The sequence below is a fragment of the Mesorhizobium sp. Root157 genome, assembly GCF_001427385.1.
GTDB lineage: Bacteria > Pseudomonadota > Alphaproteobacteria > Rhizobiales > Rhizobiaceae > Mesorhizobium.
This window is the reverse complement of the sequence record NZ_LMGJ01000009.1, coordinates 1-18,780: the sequence shown is the minus strand read 5'-3', so window position 1 is coordinate 18,780 and position 18,780 is coordinate 1. Positions and strand designations below refer to the sequence as shown.

Annotated in this window: 19 protein-coding genes and 1 pseudogene; 9 read left to right on the top strand and 11 right to left on the bottom strand. The window is 57.3% G+C overall.

The annotated features are described in order from the left end of the window. Window positions 1-65 precede the first annotated feature (65 nt). The 3 genes from ASD64_RS07505 (at window position 66) to ASD64_RS07495 (ending at window position 2,125) form a co-directional block, all read left to right on the top strand. Complete coding sequence (locus ASD64_RS07505; RefSeq protein ID WP_056103127.1) at window positions 66-428, top strand: low affinity iron permease family protein; 363 nt, start codon at window positions 66-68, stop codon at window positions 426-428. 295 nt (window positions 429-723) lie between these two features. Then, window positions 724-924, top strand: a complete 201-nt coding sequence (locus ASD64_RS21900) for a KGG domain-containing protein (protein ID WP_056103124.1) — start codon at window positions 724-726, stop codon at window positions 922-924. Window positions 925-1,819: 895 nt separating this feature from the next. Next, window positions 1,820-2,125, top strand: a complete 306-nt coding sequence (locus ASD64_RS07495) for a hypothetical protein (RefSeq protein ID WP_056103210.1) — start codon at window positions 1,820-1,822, stop codon at window positions 2,123-2,125. 193 nt (window positions 2,126-2,318) lie between these two features. Here the strand turns inward: ASD64_RS07495 and ASD64_RS07490 are convergent. Next, window positions 2,319-3,421 (bottom strand): IS3 family transposase gene (locus ASD64_RS07490; protein ID WP_156460056.1). Its coding sequence is split into 2 segments (ribosomal slippage): window positions 2,319-3,160 and window positions 3,160-3,421, totalling 1,104 coding nucleotides; the frame shifts between segments, so codons are not numbered across the junction. A gap of 1,116 nt (window positions 3,422-4,537) precedes the next feature. Beyond that, window positions 4,538-5,011: a hypothetical protein gene (locus ASD64_RS07475; protein ID WP_056103115.1), complete on the bottom strand. Its 474-nt coding sequence runs from the start codon at window positions 5,009-5,011 to the stop codon at window positions 4,538-4,540. A gap of 387 nt (window positions 5,012-5,398) precedes the next feature. Here ASD64_RS07475 and ASD64_RS20535 point away from each other — a divergent pair, with 387 nt between their 5' ends. Next, window positions 5,399-6,214, top strand: coding sequence for a hypothetical protein (locus ASD64_RS20535; RefSeq protein ID WP_082549895.1), 816 nt, complete (start codon window positions 5,399-5,401; stop codon window positions 6,212-6,214). Window positions 6,215-7,000: 786 nt separating this feature from the next. Here the strand turns inward: ASD64_RS20535 and ASD64_RS07470 are convergent. The 6 genes from ASD64_RS07470 to ASD64_RS07435 all read right to left on the bottom strand — a co-directional run bounded on the left by ASD64_RS07470 (window position 7,001) and on the right by ASD64_RS07435 (window position 12,813). Next, window positions 7,001-7,477, bottom strand: coding sequence for a DUF2231 domain-containing protein (locus tag ASD64_RS07470; protein WP_056103112.1), 477 nt, complete (start codon window positions 7,475-7,477; stop codon window positions 7,001-7,003). 1,532 nt (window positions 7,478-9,009) lie between these two features. Then, on the bottom strand, window positions 9,010-9,237 hold the full coding sequence (locus ASD64_RS07465; RefSeq protein WP_156460055.1) for a hypothetical protein: 228 nt from the start codon (window positions 9,235-9,237) through the stop codon (window positions 9,010-9,012). A 124-nt stretch (window positions 9,238-9,361) separates the two neighbouring features. Beyond that, the gene (locus ASD64_RS07460; protein WP_056103105.1) at window positions 9,362-10,066 is read right to left on the bottom strand and encodes an SOS response-associated peptidase; all 705 of its coding nucleotides are present in this window, start codon (window positions 10,064-10,066) and stop codon (window positions 9,362-9,364) included. Between the two features lie 42 nt (window positions 10,067-10,108). Further along, the gene (locus ASD64_RS07455) at window positions 10,109-10,303 is read right to left on the bottom strand and encodes a hypothetical protein (RefSeq protein WP_156460054.1); all 195 of its coding nucleotides are present in this window, start codon (window positions 10,301-10,303) and stop codon (window positions 10,109-10,111) included. Between the two features lie 1,569 nt (window positions 10,304-11,872). Beyond that, complete coding sequence (locus tag ASD64_RS07440) at window positions 11,873-12,316, bottom strand: pyridoxamine 5'-phosphate oxidase family protein (RefSeq protein WP_056103094.1); 444 nt, start codon at window positions 12,314-12,316, stop codon at window positions 11,873-11,875. Window positions 12,317-12,393: 77 nt separating this feature from the next. After that, window positions 12,394-12,813: a universal stress protein gene (locus ASD64_RS07435; protein WP_056103091.1), complete on the bottom strand. Its 420-nt coding sequence runs from the start codon at window positions 12,811-12,813 to the stop codon at window positions 12,394-12,396. Between the two features lie 564 nt (window positions 12,814-13,377). On the opposite strand from ASD64_RS07435, the gene ASD64_RS07430 reads away from it, so the two are divergent. From ASD64_RS07430 to ASD64_RS07420, 3 genes are all read left to right on the top strand, one after another. Further along, window positions 13,378-13,641: a hypothetical protein gene (locus tag ASD64_RS07430; RefSeq protein WP_056103087.1), complete on the top strand. Its 264-nt coding sequence runs from the start codon at window positions 13,378-13,380 to the stop codon at window positions 13,639-13,641. Window positions 13,642-13,771: 130 nt separating this feature from the next. Continuing rightward, the gene (locus ASD64_RS07425; RefSeq protein WP_056103204.1) at window positions 13,772-14,068 is read left to right on the top strand and encodes a type II toxin-antitoxin system HigB family toxin; all 297 of its coding nucleotides are present in this window, start codon (window positions 13,772-13,774) and stop codon (window positions 14,066-14,068) included. Further along, window positions 14,068-14,526, top strand: a complete 459-nt coding sequence (locus tag ASD64_RS07420) for a helix-turn-helix domain-containing protein (protein ID WP_244480734.1) — start codon at window positions 14,068-14,070, stop codon at window positions 14,524-14,526. The genes ASD64_RS07425 and ASD64_RS07420 overlap by 1 nt, the downstream gene beginning before the upstream one ends. Before the next feature lie 181 nt (window positions 14,527-14,707). On the opposite strand, the gene ASD64_RS07415 is transcribed toward ASD64_RS07420, so the two are convergent. From ASD64_RS07415 to ASD64_RS21245, 3 genes are all read right to left on the bottom strand, one after another. Beyond that, the gene (locus ASD64_RS07415; RefSeq protein ID WP_056103084.1) at window positions 14,708-16,822 is read right to left on the bottom strand and encodes a relaxase/mobilization nuclease domain-containing protein; all 2,115 of its coding nucleotides are present in this window, start codon (window positions 16,820-16,822) and stop codon (window positions 14,708-14,710) included. Window positions 16,823-17,031: 209 nt separating this feature from the next. Beyond that, window positions 17,032-17,382: a plasmid mobilization protein gene (locus tag ASD64_RS07410; RefSeq protein ID WP_244480733.1), complete on the bottom strand. Its 351-nt coding sequence runs from the start codon at window positions 17,380-17,382 to the stop codon at window positions 17,032-17,034. Next, window positions 17,342-17,677: a hypothetical protein gene (locus ASD64_RS21245; protein WP_162249057.1), complete on the bottom strand. Its 336-nt coding sequence runs from the start codon at window positions 17,675-17,677 to the stop codon at window positions 17,342-17,344. Before ASD64_RS21245 ends, ASD64_RS07410 begins: the two co-directional genes overlap by 41 nt. Window positions 17,678-17,765: 88 nt before the next feature. Here ASD64_RS21245 and ASD64_RS07405 point away from each other — a divergent pair, with 88 nt between their 5' ends. Together ASD64_RS07405 and ASD64_RS21995 are read left to right on the top strand one after the other, a co-directional pair. After that, entirely contained in the window at window positions 17,766-18,233 is a 468-nt protein-coding gene (locus ASD64_RS07405) for a helix-turn-helix transcriptional regulator (RefSeq protein WP_156460052.1), read from the top strand. 344 nt (window positions 18,234-18,577) lie between these two features. After that, window positions 18,578-18,706, top strand: a pseudogene (locus ASD64_RS21995) (transposase); the annotation flags it as partial. Window positions 18,707-18,780 lie beyond the last annotated feature (74 nt).

Genomic DNA, 18,780 nt, shown 5'->3' with positions numbered 1-18,780 from the left:
CATAACTCCTCGACCTTAAAGGCCTCGGCGATCTGCCGGGGTCTTTCCTTTGGCGGATGTGACCTATGGAAAAGACCTTCAACCACATGGCCGAGGCCGTTGCACGTGCGACCGGTAGACCTTGGGCGTTTGCAATTTGCGTGGCTGCTGTCGTGCTTTGGGCGGTTTCGGGACCGGTGTTCCACTTTTCGGAAACTTGGCAGTTGGTGATCAACACCGGGACAACCATCGTTACGTTCCTAATGGTGTTTCTAATCCAGAACACGCAGAACCGCGATGGTGCGGCTATCCAAGCGAAGCTGGATGAACTGATCCGATCTGGTGAGGGTAAGAACGCCTTCATAGGAATAGAGCATCTGACCGAAGCGGAGGTCGAAAAATTCCGGGAGCTATGTGCTCAAGCAAAAAAGCGAGTCCCTACAAATTGAGTTAGGCTAACGGACTGGCAACCCACGGATGGAGCGAACTTAAGCCCGGATGAAGCCGGTTTTCCTAGCGAATGACAACCGTGAACAGCCAGTTCTGACAAGCTGAAAGCGCTTCGTTCCCGATCCGAAATACTCGCGCGGCGCCCAACCTGCGTGGCCCCGCGATGAAACTCCTACGAGACCGGGCTATTGGCTTTTCATGTGATCACATAGTGTTACGCGCGGAACCATGCCCGGCCCCATCGATTTGGTTTCCGCGAGACGAATGATCGTCTCTTAAACCGAGGAACCAACAATGCCTAATCGAGGTGAAAACCACGAACCGCGTGAGAAAAGCGGCCAGCGGGACCACAAGAATGAAGGTGGCCAACGCAGTCAACAGCACGCCCAGGATGATAAGAAGAAGCAAAGCGGCGGCGAGCGTGGCGGCAACGGGAACTTCAAGAATGATCCCGAGCGGGCGTCGGAGGCCGGGCGCAAGGGCGGTCAGTCCTGACGCCTGCTAAAGCTAGGCCCGCCGCTCTGGTGGCGGGCCTAGTCGCAAATGACCGACGATAAATGCAAACAGGAGTTCCGCACCGCGGCCGGATGACAAGATGATTATGAGGTGCAGCTTCGCCAAGCGAGACTGAAAATAACCCCGGCGCAAGTTCACGAGTTGACCGCGAAGCATGTTAACGGTCGGGGGAGAGGCTGCGAGGTGATGCAAACAAACGCAGCGGCTAGGCAGCGAGACGACCCATGCGCTGACACACTCCGAACGGCGGGGGGCGTCGCTGAATCTACTGTAGGCTTGCAGCGCGATGAAAAACAGCTGATCAAAGGGACGGTTTTGGCCTCGCCGACCTCTTATGAGTTCGTGAAGCTTTGAAACTGCAGGTTGCCACGCCACTGTGATCGGAGCAGAAAACAGCCCGAACGGCGCGCTGGTATCGGGCCGTCTGGAGGAATGACGTGGAAGCGTGGGCCGAATGCGCCGGGCTTTTTCGGAGCCGGCCCTGGCCGCCGCGATCTCCGACACGTTGGAGCACAACGATTCCCAATCCGTGTCAACAACGATTGAGCCGGTGCCCTCAATTACGTTTAGGTCGAACCTGTCAGAAATCGTTGGCCGACCGAATCGAAGTGCCTTGCCTACAATTAGGCGGCTAGGCGGCGGCGGACCCTCGGGCGAGCAAGCGGGTGGTGTCTCTGGCAACGCTCCCTCGGGAGCGCCCACCTCCCAGTGCACCTCATTCCTTCGGCCCAACTCTTATGTTTGAATTTGGTCTCGGTGAATGAGGGACGCGGGTCTCTAGATCGAAAGGCGTCAGAGATTTACCGCCCTCTCCCTAATGGATCAGGCGGGCATGCTTGCGCGTTGTGACCTCACAAAGATGGGAGCCAAAGCAATGAACGTCGCCAATCTGCAACTTGAGGGCCTCTTAATGGCCATCGCATCGGTCAATCATGTCCTTGTTCGAAAAGGCATCGTCTCAGTGAAGGAACTAGACATTGCCTTACGCAAGGCCGAGGCCAGCGAGACTGACCAGGAGCGGGCCGAAGGTCTGTCCACTTCCAATCGTGACGCTATCAACTTCCCGATTAGGCTACTGCAGTTGGCCAACCAGCGTGACCCTGACGATGACTTACCCTCGTTCTCCACACTGACAAGGATGGTCGGCCAGGTGAAGGAGCCTTTCAACGACGAGATGTGAGATCACTCACGGTTTCATGGATACAGTGGGGCGATAGGGTGACCCTGCCTCGTCACACCCGATCGTGAAGCCTCGCGCTTCTTCCTTCTGGTGACCTGCCACTGAACTTTCATCCAGTGGCTGTTAGAGCCTCGGCCGTTTTTGATCCGATACCATTCTTTGGACCGCCGGAAGGTGGAGTTTTCCGGCTGTTTCACGATGGCGGGCTGGTGGCACCATCGGGATTGATCAACGAGATCGGCACCTTATGGCCTATCGCGCCATGTGGGCGCACCTCGTTGTAGTATCTGCGCCAATCCTCCAACTTTTCGGCCGCATCCGCAAGCGTCAGGAACCAGTGGGCGTTCAGACACTCCGCCCTGAAGCGGCCGTTGAAGGCTTCGATGTAGGCATTGTCAGTTGGCTTTCCCGGTCGCGAGAAGTCGAGCCTAACGCCCTTGGCGTAGGCCCATAGATCGAGATCGCGGGACACGAACTCTGTGCCCTGATCGACCCTGATCGTCTTCGGATAGCCGATCTTGGGGCAGACCCTTTCCAGTGTCCTGACCACATCCTCTGCCCGGTAGCTGAAGCGCGGGTCGAGCACCGGCACGTAGCGCGAGAACGTATCGACGACCGTCAGGACGCGGATCTTCTTTCCGGTCGCAAGCTGGTCGTGAACGAAGTCCATCGCCCACACGTCGTTGGGCCCGACGGCCGGCTGACGATCGTCTCGTAGCTTCGCCTTCACGCGTCTTTTCGGTGTCTTGTTCCTGAGTTGAAGCCCTAAGTCCCTGTAAATCCGATAGGTCCGCTTCATGTTGATGTCCCAGCCCTCGCGCGTGAGCATCACGTGCACGCGCCGGTAGCCAAAGCGAACCCGCGTTGCACAGATGTCTTTGATCCGAGCTTCGATGCCGGCCTGATCGCGGCGGCGGGACTTGTAGTGATAGGTCGATGTGTCGAACTCCAGAACCCGGCAGGCTCGCCGGATCGACACGTTCCACTCTCCACACGTCTGCGCCACCAGCTCGCGTTTGCGACCAGGCCTCACAGTTTTCGGCGGATCACGTCCTGCAGCATCTCCTTGTCCAGCGACAGGTCGGCAACCAGCTTCCTGAGCTTGCCGTTCTCATCCTCAAGCTGCTTCAGCCGCTTCATCTCCGTCGGCAGCAGCCCGTCATATTTCTTTTTCCAGTTGAAATAGGGCGCCTGGCTGATCCCGGCACGGCGGCAAATCTCCGCCACAGGAATCCCGTCCGCCCCCTGCTTCAGAATGAACGCCTTCTGTGCGTCCGAAAACTTCGATGCCTTCATCGTCTTCCGCTCCTCTCCCAGCCAGGAAATTACAGCGGAAAACTCCAATTCTGAACGGTCCAGGCGCTTGCTGCTGACGCGATGGGGGCCACAACAGCGTTTGTCCCGGTAGAGCTTGCGGTGGATCCCAGCCTCCGTACTGGGGGAATGTGGGCGCGTGCCATCTCTCATCCCCGCTTGTCGGTTAGAGACATTGGTGGGATGCTGCTCCCAGGGTGGATTTGAGATGGCCAGATATGCTTGCGTTGCCGAACCCGACGACATGTGGCTGGTTTGGGACGACGCCAAAGCGGAACCGGCTACCATTGATAGCAGGCCCCTTGTTGGGCTGAACGCCATCTTGGCCGAGACATCGCGAGGGTTCTTGAGCGGATAGATACCGGTAAGCTCGTCCCGCATACCGGACACGACATAACTCGCCTTCCACGCTCAGGTGCCTTCCGTGGGTTACTCGACCAGCCTGTTGATGAGATCGGCAGCGTCGTCAGGGAGCCGCTTGACCTTTGAGACCGTCTAAGGCTCATCGCGCTCTACGAGCGGCACCACCGAGCGTGACAACGTCAACAGCCGCAGAGATGGGAAGCATCACTACATCGACTGATGCGGAACGTGCGGCAGGTCGATGCCTCGAGCGCTTGGCGAGCCTCTTGTGCGGATGGATGGGATGCGAGACGGCGGGGACCACATCATTTTCTCATCTTCGAAGGCAACCAAACTGTCGTCTTGCGCGTTCAACGGTCCACGCAAAACGCAGTGGAGGGCGAAGCCATGAATCCCGTTTCCTATCGCAACAGCGCTTCGAGACCGGTTGTCATTGAAAGCCTTGCCGAAGCGGAGAGGGCACTGAGGATGTATCCATGGAAGAGAACCGCGACGTTCGTGAAAGCCCTATACACAGTGCATGAAGGCCAGGCAGGCAACTGCACGCCGAAGTCCGCCGTAGCTGCCTTTCTCGCTCTTATTGAAGAGCAAGCCGTCCTTCTACCTCGCCCCGAGGGAAGGGACTTGAAGACCGTCGACGCGTTGATTAGCGATTTTCGCCGAACTTCCCCCCTTAACCGCCGATGATCCCAATCATAACGAGCGGCTCCACGCTAAAACCTGCAGGACTGGCGACTATTTCTCGCCAGTTCTTTGCCTCAAAACCTCATCTGTTCCCACTAGTTTTTTCGTCCCGCCAGGAATTGCAGTAGAGACTACGGCAGGCGGATCGCTTGCCGGAAAACTGTCTTCAAGCCCCTGTTGAAGCTGGCCTTCCAGCGTTTCTGACTTCTCCGATCGACCATGCGTTCTCCGCGATTGCACATCTTCGATGGGCTGCGTCATATCAGGAGACGATTTTAACTCCCGCACACAAGCATAGAGTTGCTCAGTCGCGAATTCCTTCATGTCCTCGGAATCTACATCGTCCAATGACGATCTCTCTATTTTTTCGATCATCGCCTTTTCGAAGCGATCAAGACTCTCGCCGCCGCAGACTTTGCATACCCGGATCAACGCTTCGTGCAGCATTAGAGGTGCAAAATACGAGATTGCCTTCAGACGGATGATTTCCAGTTCGTCATTTGAGCCGTGTTGCAACTTCGACATGTTTTTACTCCGGGCCGATATCGTACTCTTTGCTAACGCACCGAAGTGATGCCGGTTCCTGCGAGTCAGGAAGGAATGAAAAACCGGCCTTCTAGGGCGAACGCAGCTCGTCTTGCCGCACTTGGCTTGGAATAGGCCGATTGCGCGTTATCCGAACATGTCCAAGAAAAGCGCTCAAAAATCAGAACGAGAAATCGCCCGCCCGACAGCTGATGAAGCAAGGGAAGCCGGGAAGCCGATTACTACGCCCGTAGGGTTGGGCTGACCAAAGCCGAGACCTCAAATACTTCGGGACGCTAGGTCTGCGTTTCTGAAGTCCGCTAAATCAGATTCGGAGTGGAACAATCTGGTCACGATCAAGTTGAACTCAATTGATGGAGACACATCATGCCCGACCACCCGGAATATGAGACTGGAGCTAGAAAGCTTCAGGGGATGCCCGAATCGGATTCTCCCAGCAATGACGCGACGCCAGAAAAGGATGCCGAAGGCCAGTCAGAAAAGCGCCATCACGGTGGTGTGAACGATGGGACCTCAAGCGCAAATCCGCGAGTGATTTCTGGAAACGATGATGGCGATGCCACATTCCCGTTCAAAAAACCAACGGATGAGGACCTTGGCGAAGCCAATGACGGGAACGTCACTCCGGAAGGACTTAGTCCTCCAACCTCTGACGAAGATAACCATCCTGCCGACCGTTTCCCGCCCTTCGACGATCCTGCATACTCGTCCAAGCCGGCGACACCGGCCATTTCCGAGCCCAGGGTAGACACCGACCGTCCAGAAGACCCGATATTCGCCGGCCACCCCGAATTCTCAAAGGATGCAGCCAAGAATAAGTTGCCGCCAGGGAAAATGGGTAACGCGACATCCCTCGACGATGTAAATGAAAAGACTCGGCATTCTGACGGGCAGAATTCGTCAGTGCCAACTCCAAATCCCGATATCCAAAAGGTAGCTGGGTCTGGACCTGCAATCGCTGAACATTCTAAAGACGCAATAACTCCGGTAGCCGGTCGTCAGCCCGGCGCGTATGTCAAGGACGATCCATTGATAAGTGCGGCAGACGAACAAGCCGGCACCACTGATCAGAAACCACGTTGGGAAGGCCCGCCAGAAAATAGGCCTCGCGGATATTTACCGGCCGTGGACGACCCGGAAACGGACCGCGACGCGGCAGGCGAAAATCTCAGGGACGCTTAAAGAGCGACACAGGGGACGCATAAAAAACTCGGCGCGACCTCTGACATGCCACGTAGGGCGGGGCGACTGTTGGCATTCCCTGGGAACTTGAAGTGGATCGCGCACTGGCGCAGATCGTTGGCCAGTACAATCTTGATCCCCAGTCATTACGCATTTCGAGCCGCTCGAACGAGCAATGGCCCCCAGCCTTTCGACAGCGCCCCGTAATGCGTCTTTGGCAGTAACGCGTCCAAAATCGATGCGGATGAGTAGCCTGAGGCCGTGCCTGGCGACGGCGGGGCGATCGGTCGAAATTTTCACCTTAACGCTGGACAGCGAACCTTCCTTGCCGCCGTCCTCCCGCGATAACTTTGCCGTCCTATCGGCGCGCCTGTTCGTCAGCCTCCATCGTGCCTTCTCTGATGCCTCAGCCTGCACGGCTGTCCGTGGCAGCTTGACGAGGTCGCCAGTTCTTCGGTGAGGGCCTCTTCACGATTCAAGACGGTCCGCTTTCCAACACAACTAGCGATAAGCGGCCATTCAGCGTCCGAGCCCATAGCCGATTTGAGCGACAACTTGGAGCGACCGAGCCAGCCAAAGGGAGAAGCTCTTCAGCGAACTTTTCGTCCTACCGTTACTCGACGACCAAGGCAGCTTGCAGGCTTTGCCGACTTCCGCATCGCTCCACCCCGCGGTGATCGCAGTAACGCCGTCCTGAAGACCGGGAGGGATCCGTCGCAAGTTCGGTGCCAGTTGCTCGATGCCAAGATGATTTTGGCTGGCGCCTCCGCGACCTGGAGGGATTGATCATTCCGTTTCGTCGGCTATCGCGACCCGGTGACGATAAACCATTTCCCAGCCGCGCCAGCCCGTATAAAGCAGGAGGAGCACGACGGCGAGGGAAATGAGCAGCCCCGTTGGGAGAACAACGGCTTCCCCGTCGGTGTAGCGAAGGAACCAGTTCCAGACAGACAGCAGCACGACAATCACGTTGCCGATCATGTGGTGCCAGGCAGCCGAAAGGCTGCGTATGCGACTCTCGCCCAGGAAATCGGTAAGTCCAGCCAGAGCGGCCAGGGCCGCCATGACCAGGGCGGCTCCAAGAAGATACAGGGATGCCGTGCTCCATGCAGCATTCCCGGTGCGCCAGAAGACCAGATCACAGACGAGCGTGGCGACCAGGAAAGCGACTGGGAACGGGATGAGCATCGGATGGATGGGATGGCCAGCTATGCTGGCGGCGCTTTTCGGATTGCGCTTCTGTTGGTCTGTCTGGGTAAGCATGAGTGTCTCCTTTGCTATTTCCTCGGCGGGCTGGTCGTTCCTTCTGTTGCGGTTGCGCCGGGTCGAACTGCATTCGATCTGCCGAGCGGCACCGGCTTGGTAGAGATTACCTCAATTAAAGGGACACTTCCGATCCCTTTTGATGCTGAGCAGCGTGTGGCGCCCGCCTGACGCAGGTCCGGAGCCCTTCGCGTTGTCCAGCATCTCCGTGTTCCCCTGGCGATGAAAGCCCGCGCGAAAACCTGCGTCTTCCAAGGGGCAACACAGCCCGCATTTTCAGCTTTAATTCTCTCCCCTAGTTCGTCCGACATATCGAGGCCCGCTTTTGAAAATGGAGCAGACATGATGCAGGTCCAATGAAGAGAGTTGCGCAATCCATGCATTATTTTTGCAGCAACCATTGGAGCAGCCTTCCGTTGACCAAATAAGCGGAGGTCTCGATTTTAGCCAAAAAGCGCATTTCTAAAGGGCAAATTTCCAGAACACGTTTTCTCATCAGATCTCTGCTCGGGAGCACGGCGTTGCTTGGATAGACCGCCTTCGCCCGAACCATTTCCCACGACTTTCCGTGCTGCCCGGCCGGACCCAGACGCCGCCAGCGTATCCCGACCTTCGTTTCTTCACCGAAGCTGAGCGCCGATGCGTCGTCGCCATCACCGCCCGACTGATCCCTTTGGACGAGGCCGGTGCGGGCGCGCCCGGGAAGCTGCCGTTACGGATTTCATCGACAACCAGTTGGCCGGCTTCTACGGCCGGGGCGAGCGCTGGTATATCACGGACCTTTCGAGGAGGGGCCAGACACGCTCTATCGCGCGGCGATCAAGGCACTCGACGCCCATTGCGAGCGTACTACCGACAAAGGACTACGGCGTCACCTATGATGAACTGGAGCCGCCTCTCGACCTCTTCAAAAACTCTGCGGCATCGGCGGCAAGGCCGGCAACCTGAACGGCCAGATCGAGGCGGGCGGCAATCCATTCGAAGGTTCGCGCACTGCGGAATATCCGAACCCGCCCATGCACGTAACATTTTCGCAGACCCAATTCGCCCGTGCGACTGCCTAACTGGGTCTGAAAGCCTTTCCGGGCCTATCCGCGAACATGTCACGTGCCTACATGAATCCGCTCGGCTGCCAGCTCGGCAGTGCAGCTATTGCGACTTTTGCGAGAAATACGGACGCGGCAACTATTCGAAGGCCACAGTTCAGACAACGATCCTGCCGGTGCTGATGCAGAAGGCGAATTTTACTCTGAAGACCCACAATGAGGTGCTTCAGATCACGCTGGATAAATCGCGGCGCCGCGCGATCGGAGTGCGCCCTGTCGACACGCAGGCAACGAATATGAGCAGCCAGCGGAACTGGTGATCTGTGTGCCTTCGGGGCATAGGCGAGATTTACAATCCGTCGACCCGCGAGGGTCTTGTCGGCAAGAACTACTGTTTCAAGTCATATCCTCGGCCGACACTTTTTACGAAGACAAATATACCAACGGCTTCGTCGGCTACCACACCGCCGAACGCGCTCGGCCGATCTAGTTCCGGCCCCTGTGCTCCCGCCACGACACGCGAACCGGCTGGTACTCTTCGGGATACCGCACGTCGAGTGACACTGCCACAATCGACGCCAAGATAGCGGCAGAGGCCACAAAGGCGGCAAATAACAGCGCCTCGACCACGCCGACGGCGGCAGCGATAGCCACCAAAGCCGCCACGACAACCGAGGCGGAAAAGAAGAGGGCAGACTTCGTTTGATTGCTCATGGCGTACATCCTTTCTTTTTCGGATGTAGGCACGCCGCGCTCGATGCGCGACTTGACAGTGTGTTCACGCCCGCTTGGCGGCGGCAAATGCAATCGCTGTCTAGAAACTCATTCGAAAGTTGGGCTAGAAAAGTTTGCCCTGTACAAGGCTCGCCTGCAGGGCCTTCACCTGTGTTGTAGGCTTATCCACGATCATCAAGGCGTCGTCAGGAGCCGTCCGCTGCAACCGCTTCGCTTCAGCCCAGGGCGCGGTCATCCAGGTTTCAATTTCGTCCGCCGTGGTGAGGATGACTGGCATTGCCTTCTCGTGGATTGGCGCGATGATGGCATTCGGTTTGGTCGTCATGAACCCGTATAATTCAAAGTCACCGGGACCGTCCTTTACCCTGCGCACGCCTTGCCAGCCCGTCCATAGGCCCGCGAAGAAGAACAGCGGCCGCTCTTTGCTAAGCGCAAACCAGAAGTTCCTCTGGATACCTGTTTCGGGATCCTTGTCGCTTGGTGTCGGGCTGGGTTCGGCAAAGCTTGTCACCGGGACAACGCAACGGTGCTCGACGCCAACATACTGCTGCCAATGAGCGTATTGGGGGTTGCGAATGTTGGTCATGCCGTAATCCGCCTTGCCCTTCACCCGCTCCGCAGGCGTAGGCATTCCCCACAGGAGATTGACCGCCTCACGCTGACCATCTGGCGCATTACGCACTACTGGACCGGGCCGGTTGGGGTACACATCACGAGACGGTTCCAGGTTGCCAAGAATATCGCGCAACGCCTTAGACAGCGCCCGCATTGCCTCTTGCGTGGTGGTGACGTTGTACAAGTTGCACATGGCGGCAAGATAATCTCTCGGCCATGTCAGGCAACCCCGACATTACAGTGCGTCTTCCGTGATTTTGAACAGACCAGGGTGAGCGATCGACACCGCGCGTATTGCGTCTTCAAGCTCTCCATTATGAGCCAGAACAAACTTCAGTGCCTCCATGACGTCGCCGCCGTGTGCGGCAATGGCGATATCGGCCGCCTTCTGCAGTCGGATTTCGTCGCGCGGACTCAGTTTTTGTCTCACTCGCATAACACCACCTCGCGATTGACTTCTGCCATTATGTTCCTATTCTGTTCTCCATGCAAATCGAAACGCTTGGTGCCGCATTTGCCTACAGCGGCAGGGTGTGGATGGCCTGCGCGCTTGGCCCTTACACCAAAGGCATGAAGCGCGGGCGGGAGTGCAATTTTCGCCAGGATCTGGATTTGCCGACGCTGATCGCGACTCGAGGCGCCTCGTTTCCGATCGCATTATTGCCGCAACGGTTGAAGTGCCCGCGGTGCTCGTCGCGGGCGGTGCGCGTGGTGTGGAGCTTTCCGACCGTCACAGGCGAGCATAAGACGTGGGCGGTGGGGTAACTTGATGCAAAAAAGCCCCGCCAAAGCGAGGCTGAGTTTGACGGTAGAAGACGGGGCCTGGTCACTGGCTTAAGGTGTGGGCCGTGCCCCGCGCTGACTATGGGTGGCCAGCACCACCACAATACAGGCCAGCAAGGGCTATGAAAAGCCGCTTCTACCGCGCTGATGCAGGCGTTTTTGCGCAGGGCTAGATAAAAATCACCACCAGCGCGGCGACACTCCCTAGAACCGTAATGGTGTAAAATGACCAGAAAAAATTGTTGAGCATGGCCAGACCCTCCGGCTCGCAAACGACGTGACCGGCATTTGGTTCCGCGGCGCCCAAAACTCTAAAGGCCGGCGCGGTGGAATAGCCGGTGAGACTAACCGCGTCGGCCCCACGGCCAGGTGCCCCCAACCGCACCTCCACACTAACTCCCGAACGTTATCGACATCAATGGGGACGGACGAGTGGCTCGGTCGCGTCAGCTTGGATGGAGAGCGACCGAGCCCGTCGCCAAGTTGCCTGAACCTTAGCGGCGTCCAAATATACGCTTGATAAAAGAGCCATGCTATCGGTCGGGAGGGCTAGTTTTCCCCCTGTCCTAGCCTGATTCCGGCGGGGCATTTTTTGTTGCCCTCAAGCCGACTTGCAGTCCGGATCTGCGGGAGTCGGTGCAGAGGGAGCCGGCGCGGGTGTGCAATAGGTGGTGAAACCCGCGTCGGCCCGTCTTGCGGCCCGCGGAGGGGAGTGCAGGCCCGGCATGCCGCCAAGTCGGGTGAACTTTAGCGACAGCTAATGATACGCCTTCTGATGTATGGTTGCTATTAGCTTGGAGGTCTAGGTCTTATGACGCACGCGCAAAACCTGATGGCAGCCCGGACTCGGTGTCCATACTGACTCGGCTGGCGGCAGAATGGCCGGGCCCGAACTCAAGGAAGATACACCGGCCCGTTTGCCGACGCGGCCCATCCAGCGAAAGCTACTCAACTCAATTGTCGGCTGGTCGGTCTGCGCTTTGTGGACTAGGTTCATTGTGAGGGTAGGACGATGAGCCAGCGTTTCAATTCTATTGACTTAGCGACCCCCCAACCACCGCAAGCGCAACGAGGCGGCAATTGAACGCCTGCTGTTGTTGCTTGATCAGATGGATGGCGACATTGACCTTGTGGGCACGACGAGCCGCTATATCTTGCCGATGCCGTGAACGACCTGGAATCCGATCCGTGCGACTTGGCCTAGTCTCGGTCTGCTTCAGGAAAGGGCCTGCGCTCGCCGGCCTGTCATCTCATCAATGATGATGCGATAAAACAGATGAGGGGTTGCCCCTTCAGGAACCGGCTTCATGCCTCCCGGCTCCCACCAGTTGGCGTGTTGGCTCAATAAGGACCAGGCGTGGTCGCGTTCTGTTTTCCAACCTATCCGGTCGGGCAGTTCCTCATAGCGGCCGTTTACGACAACGCTACGCCATTCGCGGTTTTTGCCAAATTCATCGATCTGTAAACAGACGAGAGGGTTGGCCCGCATCCATTCGATCTTCTGGCCAAGGAGGGAGAAACTGTAGAGCTTGGCCCCTTCCGCAACAAATTGGATGGGCACGACATAAGGCTGCCCATTGATGCAACACGCCAGGCGGCCGAGCCGGGCGGACGACAGCAAAGCTGTGCATTCGGATCTATTCAGATCAGCGATGATCACGACGGTTCCTCCGATATCCGCAACAACGGCAACAGCTATAGAGCAACGAGATCGGGCACTTTTTGCTGTTGCAAGCACTAGCGAACGACCAGCACTGGAACGGCTGACGAATGAACAACCTCTGTTGTCTGGCTGCCTAGCAGAAGTCTCGGGACGCCCCGGCGACCGTGAGACGCCATTACGATGAGGTTGCAATTGAGGTCTTTTGCTGTGTCAACAATTCCCTCGGCGGGTGACGGGCAAGTAACCTGAACCGCGTCCATATCAACGCCCATTTTTGAAGCCGCGGCTTTTGCCAAATCAAGAGCAGCGTTGGCGTGCGCTCTCTGAGCATCTGACCATGAAGCCACAGTAGCTGCGCTTTGTAACGGGTACGGCTGGGTCACGGTAAGTACGGTGACCTTGCTGTTGATGGACTTTGCCAGAGTCAGCCCGTGATCAACGCCCCGCTGGGCGAGTTCCGAACCATCGGTCGTTATGAGAATGTGCTTGTACATGTGAACTCCTTTGTTCAGGCTGGCTCAGTGCGTAACACCATTCAGCACATGAAGCGTTGCGCGGCATCAAACAAGAGTCCGGTACTGTCCAAGGCAATGAAGCAGCCACCGTCGCATATTGCAGGGGGGATGCCTGCCTTCCTGAAATAGATATACACAGGGGCCGCCTCGACTTTTGTGTGCCAAAAAGGATCATCCGAAAACCTCGAAGCTCCCCCGGTCCCTCCGAATAATCCGCTACAAAAAGAAGATGCCAGATGTACTTGCGATATTCCGCGATCATCCCTCGGATTCGCCCAGCCGCATAGGACAAATCGGCCGAAAGGGCCTTTTGCAGCTCTTAACCCCGAATCATCGTTTCGCCGCTACACTCCCCGTATGCTGCCCTGCTCGATCTTCGGGCCGCGCCAGTTGCAGCGCCGCTACTCGAGGCAGTGATGGCGGTCCGCGGTGGGGCGAGTGTTCCGGCACATTCGGACTTTCTGCGACGGCCTCGAATGGCATCGCCATCTTCGCGCCATGCCTTCCGCTCCGGAGATGTGTGGCTAGAACGACGTTGGACTCATGATGTCGGCAAAGCCTCATGGTCGTCCTGGCGAAGTCGCGAAGACGGTCGACGATGTTCTATCGGCCATCGAACTGCAGCCGTCGAATGCTTCCGCAAATTGCAGACCGAAACGCCGGCAAAGCCGCATCAGGCGTGCCCCGGGCGATTTCAGAACCTATCAGGAGGCCGCAAAGAATTATTTGGCCAAACACAGGCCTGAACGCCAGAAAAATTACGAACGGCTATCTGCTCAAGAGCCAATCTACGAGTTTGAAAAATGACTACGGCAAGGATTGGCCAATAACATAGTCGGCCAAGAAGACGACAGCATCCTGTTCTGAAGCTGATAATAATTCCCAAATTGGGAAATTTGCGCTTGTTCCCAAATTGGGAATGCGCTATATCGGGGCAATGCAGATCATTGCCAAGAAAATGTTGAAGGATTTCTGGGCTCGATATGATCAGGCCGAAGCACCCCTCATCGCTTGGTACTTGGCTGTAAGCAAGGCAGACTGGAAAAGGCCCGCAGACGTGAAAGCGATGTTCGGTACAACTGTCGATTTCGTTAGCGACAACCGCGCCATATTCGACATCGGCGGCAACAAGTACCGTCTCATCGTTCACGTCGCTTATAAATTTCACCGTGTTCTGATCAAGTTCGTCGGGACGCATAAAGAGTACGACAAGATCAATCCGGAGACAGTGTGATGGAAAACATTCGTCCCATTAAGACCGAGGATGACTACAACTGGGCAGTTGCCGAAATCACTCGGTATTTTGAGAAGGAGCCCGAAGTTGGTTCTGCTGATGGTGATCGATTCGATGTGCTCTCAGACCTCATCGAGGCTTACGAGAACAAGCACTATCCGATTTCTGCACCTGATCCGGTTGAAGCCATTCACTCTCACATGGAACTTTTCGACCTCCCGAGAAGGGCTCTTGTAGAGGTAATTGGCTCGTCGCCCCGTGCCTCCGAAATTCTGTCAAGGCAGCGCGCACTTACCGTCGATATGATCTACAAACTGAATAAGGAGTGGCACATCCCGGCTGAGGTCCTCGTACAGCCCTACCACCTTGCCGATGGAGAGCAGTTGAAGCGCGCGAGATCAACTTTAACGATGCAGGCTGGCAGGCTGCAAAGACGCAAGAAGCTAAAGACCGCCTAGTGCGCGGATCAGGGCACCGTCAAAATCACAGACTTGGAGAAGGCGGCTATCAGCCTGGATAGACTCGGCAGCCAGCGCATTCAGCCGCCACGGAGGTTCTGGGTAGCTTCACGCCGTTGGCAAGCTGGCCATAGTCATTCTCTGGCGAGTTCTCCGGAGGGTTGGAGGCCAGTCATCGAGCCTAAGGCTCACGATCGTCGCGTTCGCTTTCGTGCCATTCCTCAATTTCGCGCTTCAGTTCCTCCATGCGCGGAACTTGCTGCTGCGGAGGATCCGCGGACGGGCTTTCGCGCCAGATCGAGCGAGCCTGTGAGGCGGCATTGCCGATCGTCGATAGGTTCCGTTCGTCAACGCCTGGCAACTGATCATTCTGCATCGGATTTTCTGGAAGCAAACGCTCACGCTCCACGTCTTTCAACAGAGCGCTCTGGCGCTCGACTTCTGCCGCGACCGCTCCTGGCGCTACGTTCGCTGCGGGCACGATCGGACCATTTCCATTCTCAAACGCGGGCCGGCCGTCGATCGACTCGTTATTCCGCTCATCGGCCTCCATGGTTCGTTCGCCATTGAAACGTTTCTGCGTCCGCTCTCCTTTGTTGATCGCCAACTGGAGCTTCTTATCCATCTCTGCAATTTCCCGCGTCATTACGACTTCGAGAATGACGTCATCGTCGCGTTCGACCGTCTGCTCGCCGCGCAGAGCTACGGCGCGGTTCCACGCGTCGTTGTCGATCTCCGGTCGCCCCTCAAGGGGCGGGTTCGTCTCGTTTCCCCTCAGCTCCAGATATTCCCTGAGGATATTGACGACATCACGCGCTGCCGCTGCAATCTGGTCGTAGTCCTGCCGCGCCGATGGCTCGATGTTCGCCTCGACATTGGAAAGCACGGCCTCGACGCGCTTCTCATAGGCTTCAAACTCGGGGCGAGTCATCTGTTGCATTACGGCCTCCTCGATTTCAATGAGGGCAGTCAACATCGTCAAATTGCTTTGCGAAATAGTAGTAGAAAGGCGCTTTTCCGACGTTTGCTTGGCGTTCTGTGAAGCGACCTTGATGCGTTCGATCTGCTTCACCGCGTATTCCGCTCGTCCCTTTTCTTCAACTTCGGCGACGAGTTCACGCCAGATCACGGCGGCCGCTGTCATATAAGACTGGCTGCGGTGGGTGGTGGCGCCCATTTCAAGGTTCTGGCGCTTGGCATCGTAGCGGGCCTGTGCGGCTTTGCTCGTGCCCTCATGTTCGGTGCGTCCAGCCCAGCTCACCGGCCGAACCTGGCTGCCTGTGTACGCAGGCGGGCTGGCCCGGTCCCGTCGATCGGTCAGCTCCATGTCAATGCCATGCTCACGCGCCATCGCCGCCATGAGCTCCCGCCACTCCCGAAACACCTGCGGGCTGGTGATGATGCGCTCGCCTGTCTCACTACGCATGGTAACAATGGCGTGTGCGTGGATGTGTGGGCGCTTGCCGCCCTCTACCATTTCCTTGGGATCGCCAGACGGATCATGAACGGCAAACACATAGCGATGTCCCGCAAACTGTTCGCCAAGAAAATCCCGGACCGCGCTTTGGAAAGCCGCGAGATCGGTGCCGGCACGGGCCGAGACGATCAGATGCATCACGTCCCTGCCCTTGCGGCTATGCATCTCATGACGCCAAGTCTTTTGGACGAGGTCGCGCGCATCTTTAGGGGCATTGAATAGCCGGCCAGTTTCGTCGCGAACCTGTCCATTGAAACGTTCCACTAGGTCGCGGACCCGCGCCGTGGCGAAGCGCACGCCGTTGCCAAAGCCATGAAATCGGAAATGCGCCTCAATACCGGTGCTGAATTCACTACTTTCGAATCGTTGCTGGACAATTTGGGCCGCCTTACCGTCGCCTGTCAGCCGTTCGCCGGATCGGTGGCGCAGCACGACGACACCGCGGATGGTAAGATCGTCCCCTCCTTGATCGTCGACGACGAAGACGAGGCGGCGGTCGCCAAACCCTGTCTGCAGGATCTCGCGTGCGACGCTACCCCGATCCTTGCCGTCGCACGACACAGGACTGATCCTGACATTGAAAACGGCAACGTCGCGGCTGTCGGCACGATTGTCGAACAGACAGGCCCAATCGCTTCGAAGGCCAGACAGGGCATCCTTTCCTGAAACGCGTTCGCCGCGCTGGTTCTCGAGAGCGAGCCGTCCTGCACGAGCTACATAGCTGATCATGGCGCCAACGCGACCAGAACCGCCATAGGAAGCAAGCTTGACGACCGCTGGCTGGCTGCCGCTCGCCAGCGCCTGGAAGCGGGTGCGCATCGACCGCCCTCCCCCCTTGTCGGTCGGAGACCCCAGTCGCCCCACTTGGCGCCGTCCCCTACCCAAAAGTGCTTCCGGCAGATGCGGTGCGCCTCCCCCCCTCCGCGAATCCCAGTCGAGTTCTTGCGCCTGCCCCATCTGAAGCTCGTGCAAGAATGCCGCGCGACGGCGCTCCCATTCACGTTCGAAGGCACCGAGAAAGAACTCCATTATCTGAGCTGACTACGACGCGCCGCTGCAGCCTTCTTCGTCATCAACATCAGTTCGGCCGCGACCGTCATCGCGATCGCGCGCGCATCATCGACCGCAGCAACTATGACGGAGCTGTCGATGGACCGACCCGTGTTCAGGGCTCGTGCAACCTGGTTAAGGTAGTTGCCGACCGCGTGCATGTCGTGACCGAGCAGATGGATGATGGCCGTGTCGGAGGGATTCAGGAACGGCTTTTCTCCTGCGCCTTCCAAAGCGAGCGAGCGCAGGAAGGCGGAAGTCGTCAGACCGGCACGCAGTGCAGCCGTCTCAACAGCCGAAAATTCGTCGTCGGCAAGACGGATATGCACGACCTTCTCGCGCCTGGTGCGCCTTCTGGAGGACGCTTCGTACAGCCTTGTCATCGACCGTCTTCTCGATGCTTGCGGCCGCAGGCCGCAGATCGAGGGCTCGTCCCTCGATTGTCAGGAAAAATGTATCACGCTTTTCCGTATCCTGCCAATCAATTTGATTATAAAATGCGCTATATAAGCCGGTATCAATCACATTTTCCATCAACATGATTTTAGTTGCGATCTCGAACGCTTGTGCAAAGGTCCTCGGAAAGTGGAAATAGGCGATCGTTGGAATGGCTTCAGTATTCACCTATAAGGAATGGCTGAACCTCAGGAAGAGACTGAACTGAGCGATGGCGGTCAGCACGAAGACCGCGTGGTAGCAAATCGGGTGATGAATGGCCGTAAAGGAGCTGGACGAATTTCGTGTGGGGCGCGGTCTCATGGAGACCAGAGAACCGGATTTCGAGCGTCCGCTCTGGCGTCGGCGAGGGTTCGACGGCGCCGTTTCGCTGGACGACATGGACAATGCTCTCAGTGAGTTTCTCTCGGAGGCTCGGCGCAAGGCAGGGCTAACTCGTGAGCAATTGGCAGAGTTGCTGGGGATTTCCGGTCAGGTTTATGGACGGTATGAGCGAGCTGAATCGAAGTTGAATGTCACGCGGTTAGTTCATCTTTGCGAAATTCTCGGATTCGAGCCCATTGAGATGATCTACGCCGCGGCCCCCCACCTGTTCGGCAGTAAGCCACAGGAGGCTAAGAGCCGCCTCAACTTAATGCGATTGATGGCGCGAATGAGGCCCGAAGCCGTTGAGTCTTTGCTTCTCCTTGTAAGCGAACTCTCTGGTGATCCCTCGCCCGATTGAGGAACGCCGGGGCATGGGCTTGCCTCTGATCCTCGGAAAGACAACTCACGACGGCGACGCGCCACACCTTCAGCCCTCCCTCGATGAGAGGGTGACGATCCAAATAACCTCGACCATATTGAAGCCCGCAGTATCGTAGTGTGCGCCTCGAAAGAACGGGGGCCGGGATCGGCGGTGCTCACGATGAATAGGAAGCGCAAGAACGCGCTGTCGTCAAGATAACGACAATGGCTTAGGCTCCACTCCACTAAATCCGGGCAAGTCCATTGCTTACCGTGCGACAGTGGACGACCCTTCCCGCATCTCATCGTCGAAATCGGTCGTAGCGCTCTGGTCTAACCCCGCGGGTATATCAGTCTGGCGAGATTAATCGAGCAGGGAGGATCAGCCGAGCTGGCGACAGCATGATGCGGCACCTGCTGTATGAAGCGGCAACGGCATTGATGAGCCTGTCAAGCGAATCGAGGATTTGACCCCTTTGGCGAAGTGAAGAACTGACCCCGTTCATTGGTTTGCTGTTTCGTTGGTTTCGAGCGCCGGTCCGGTC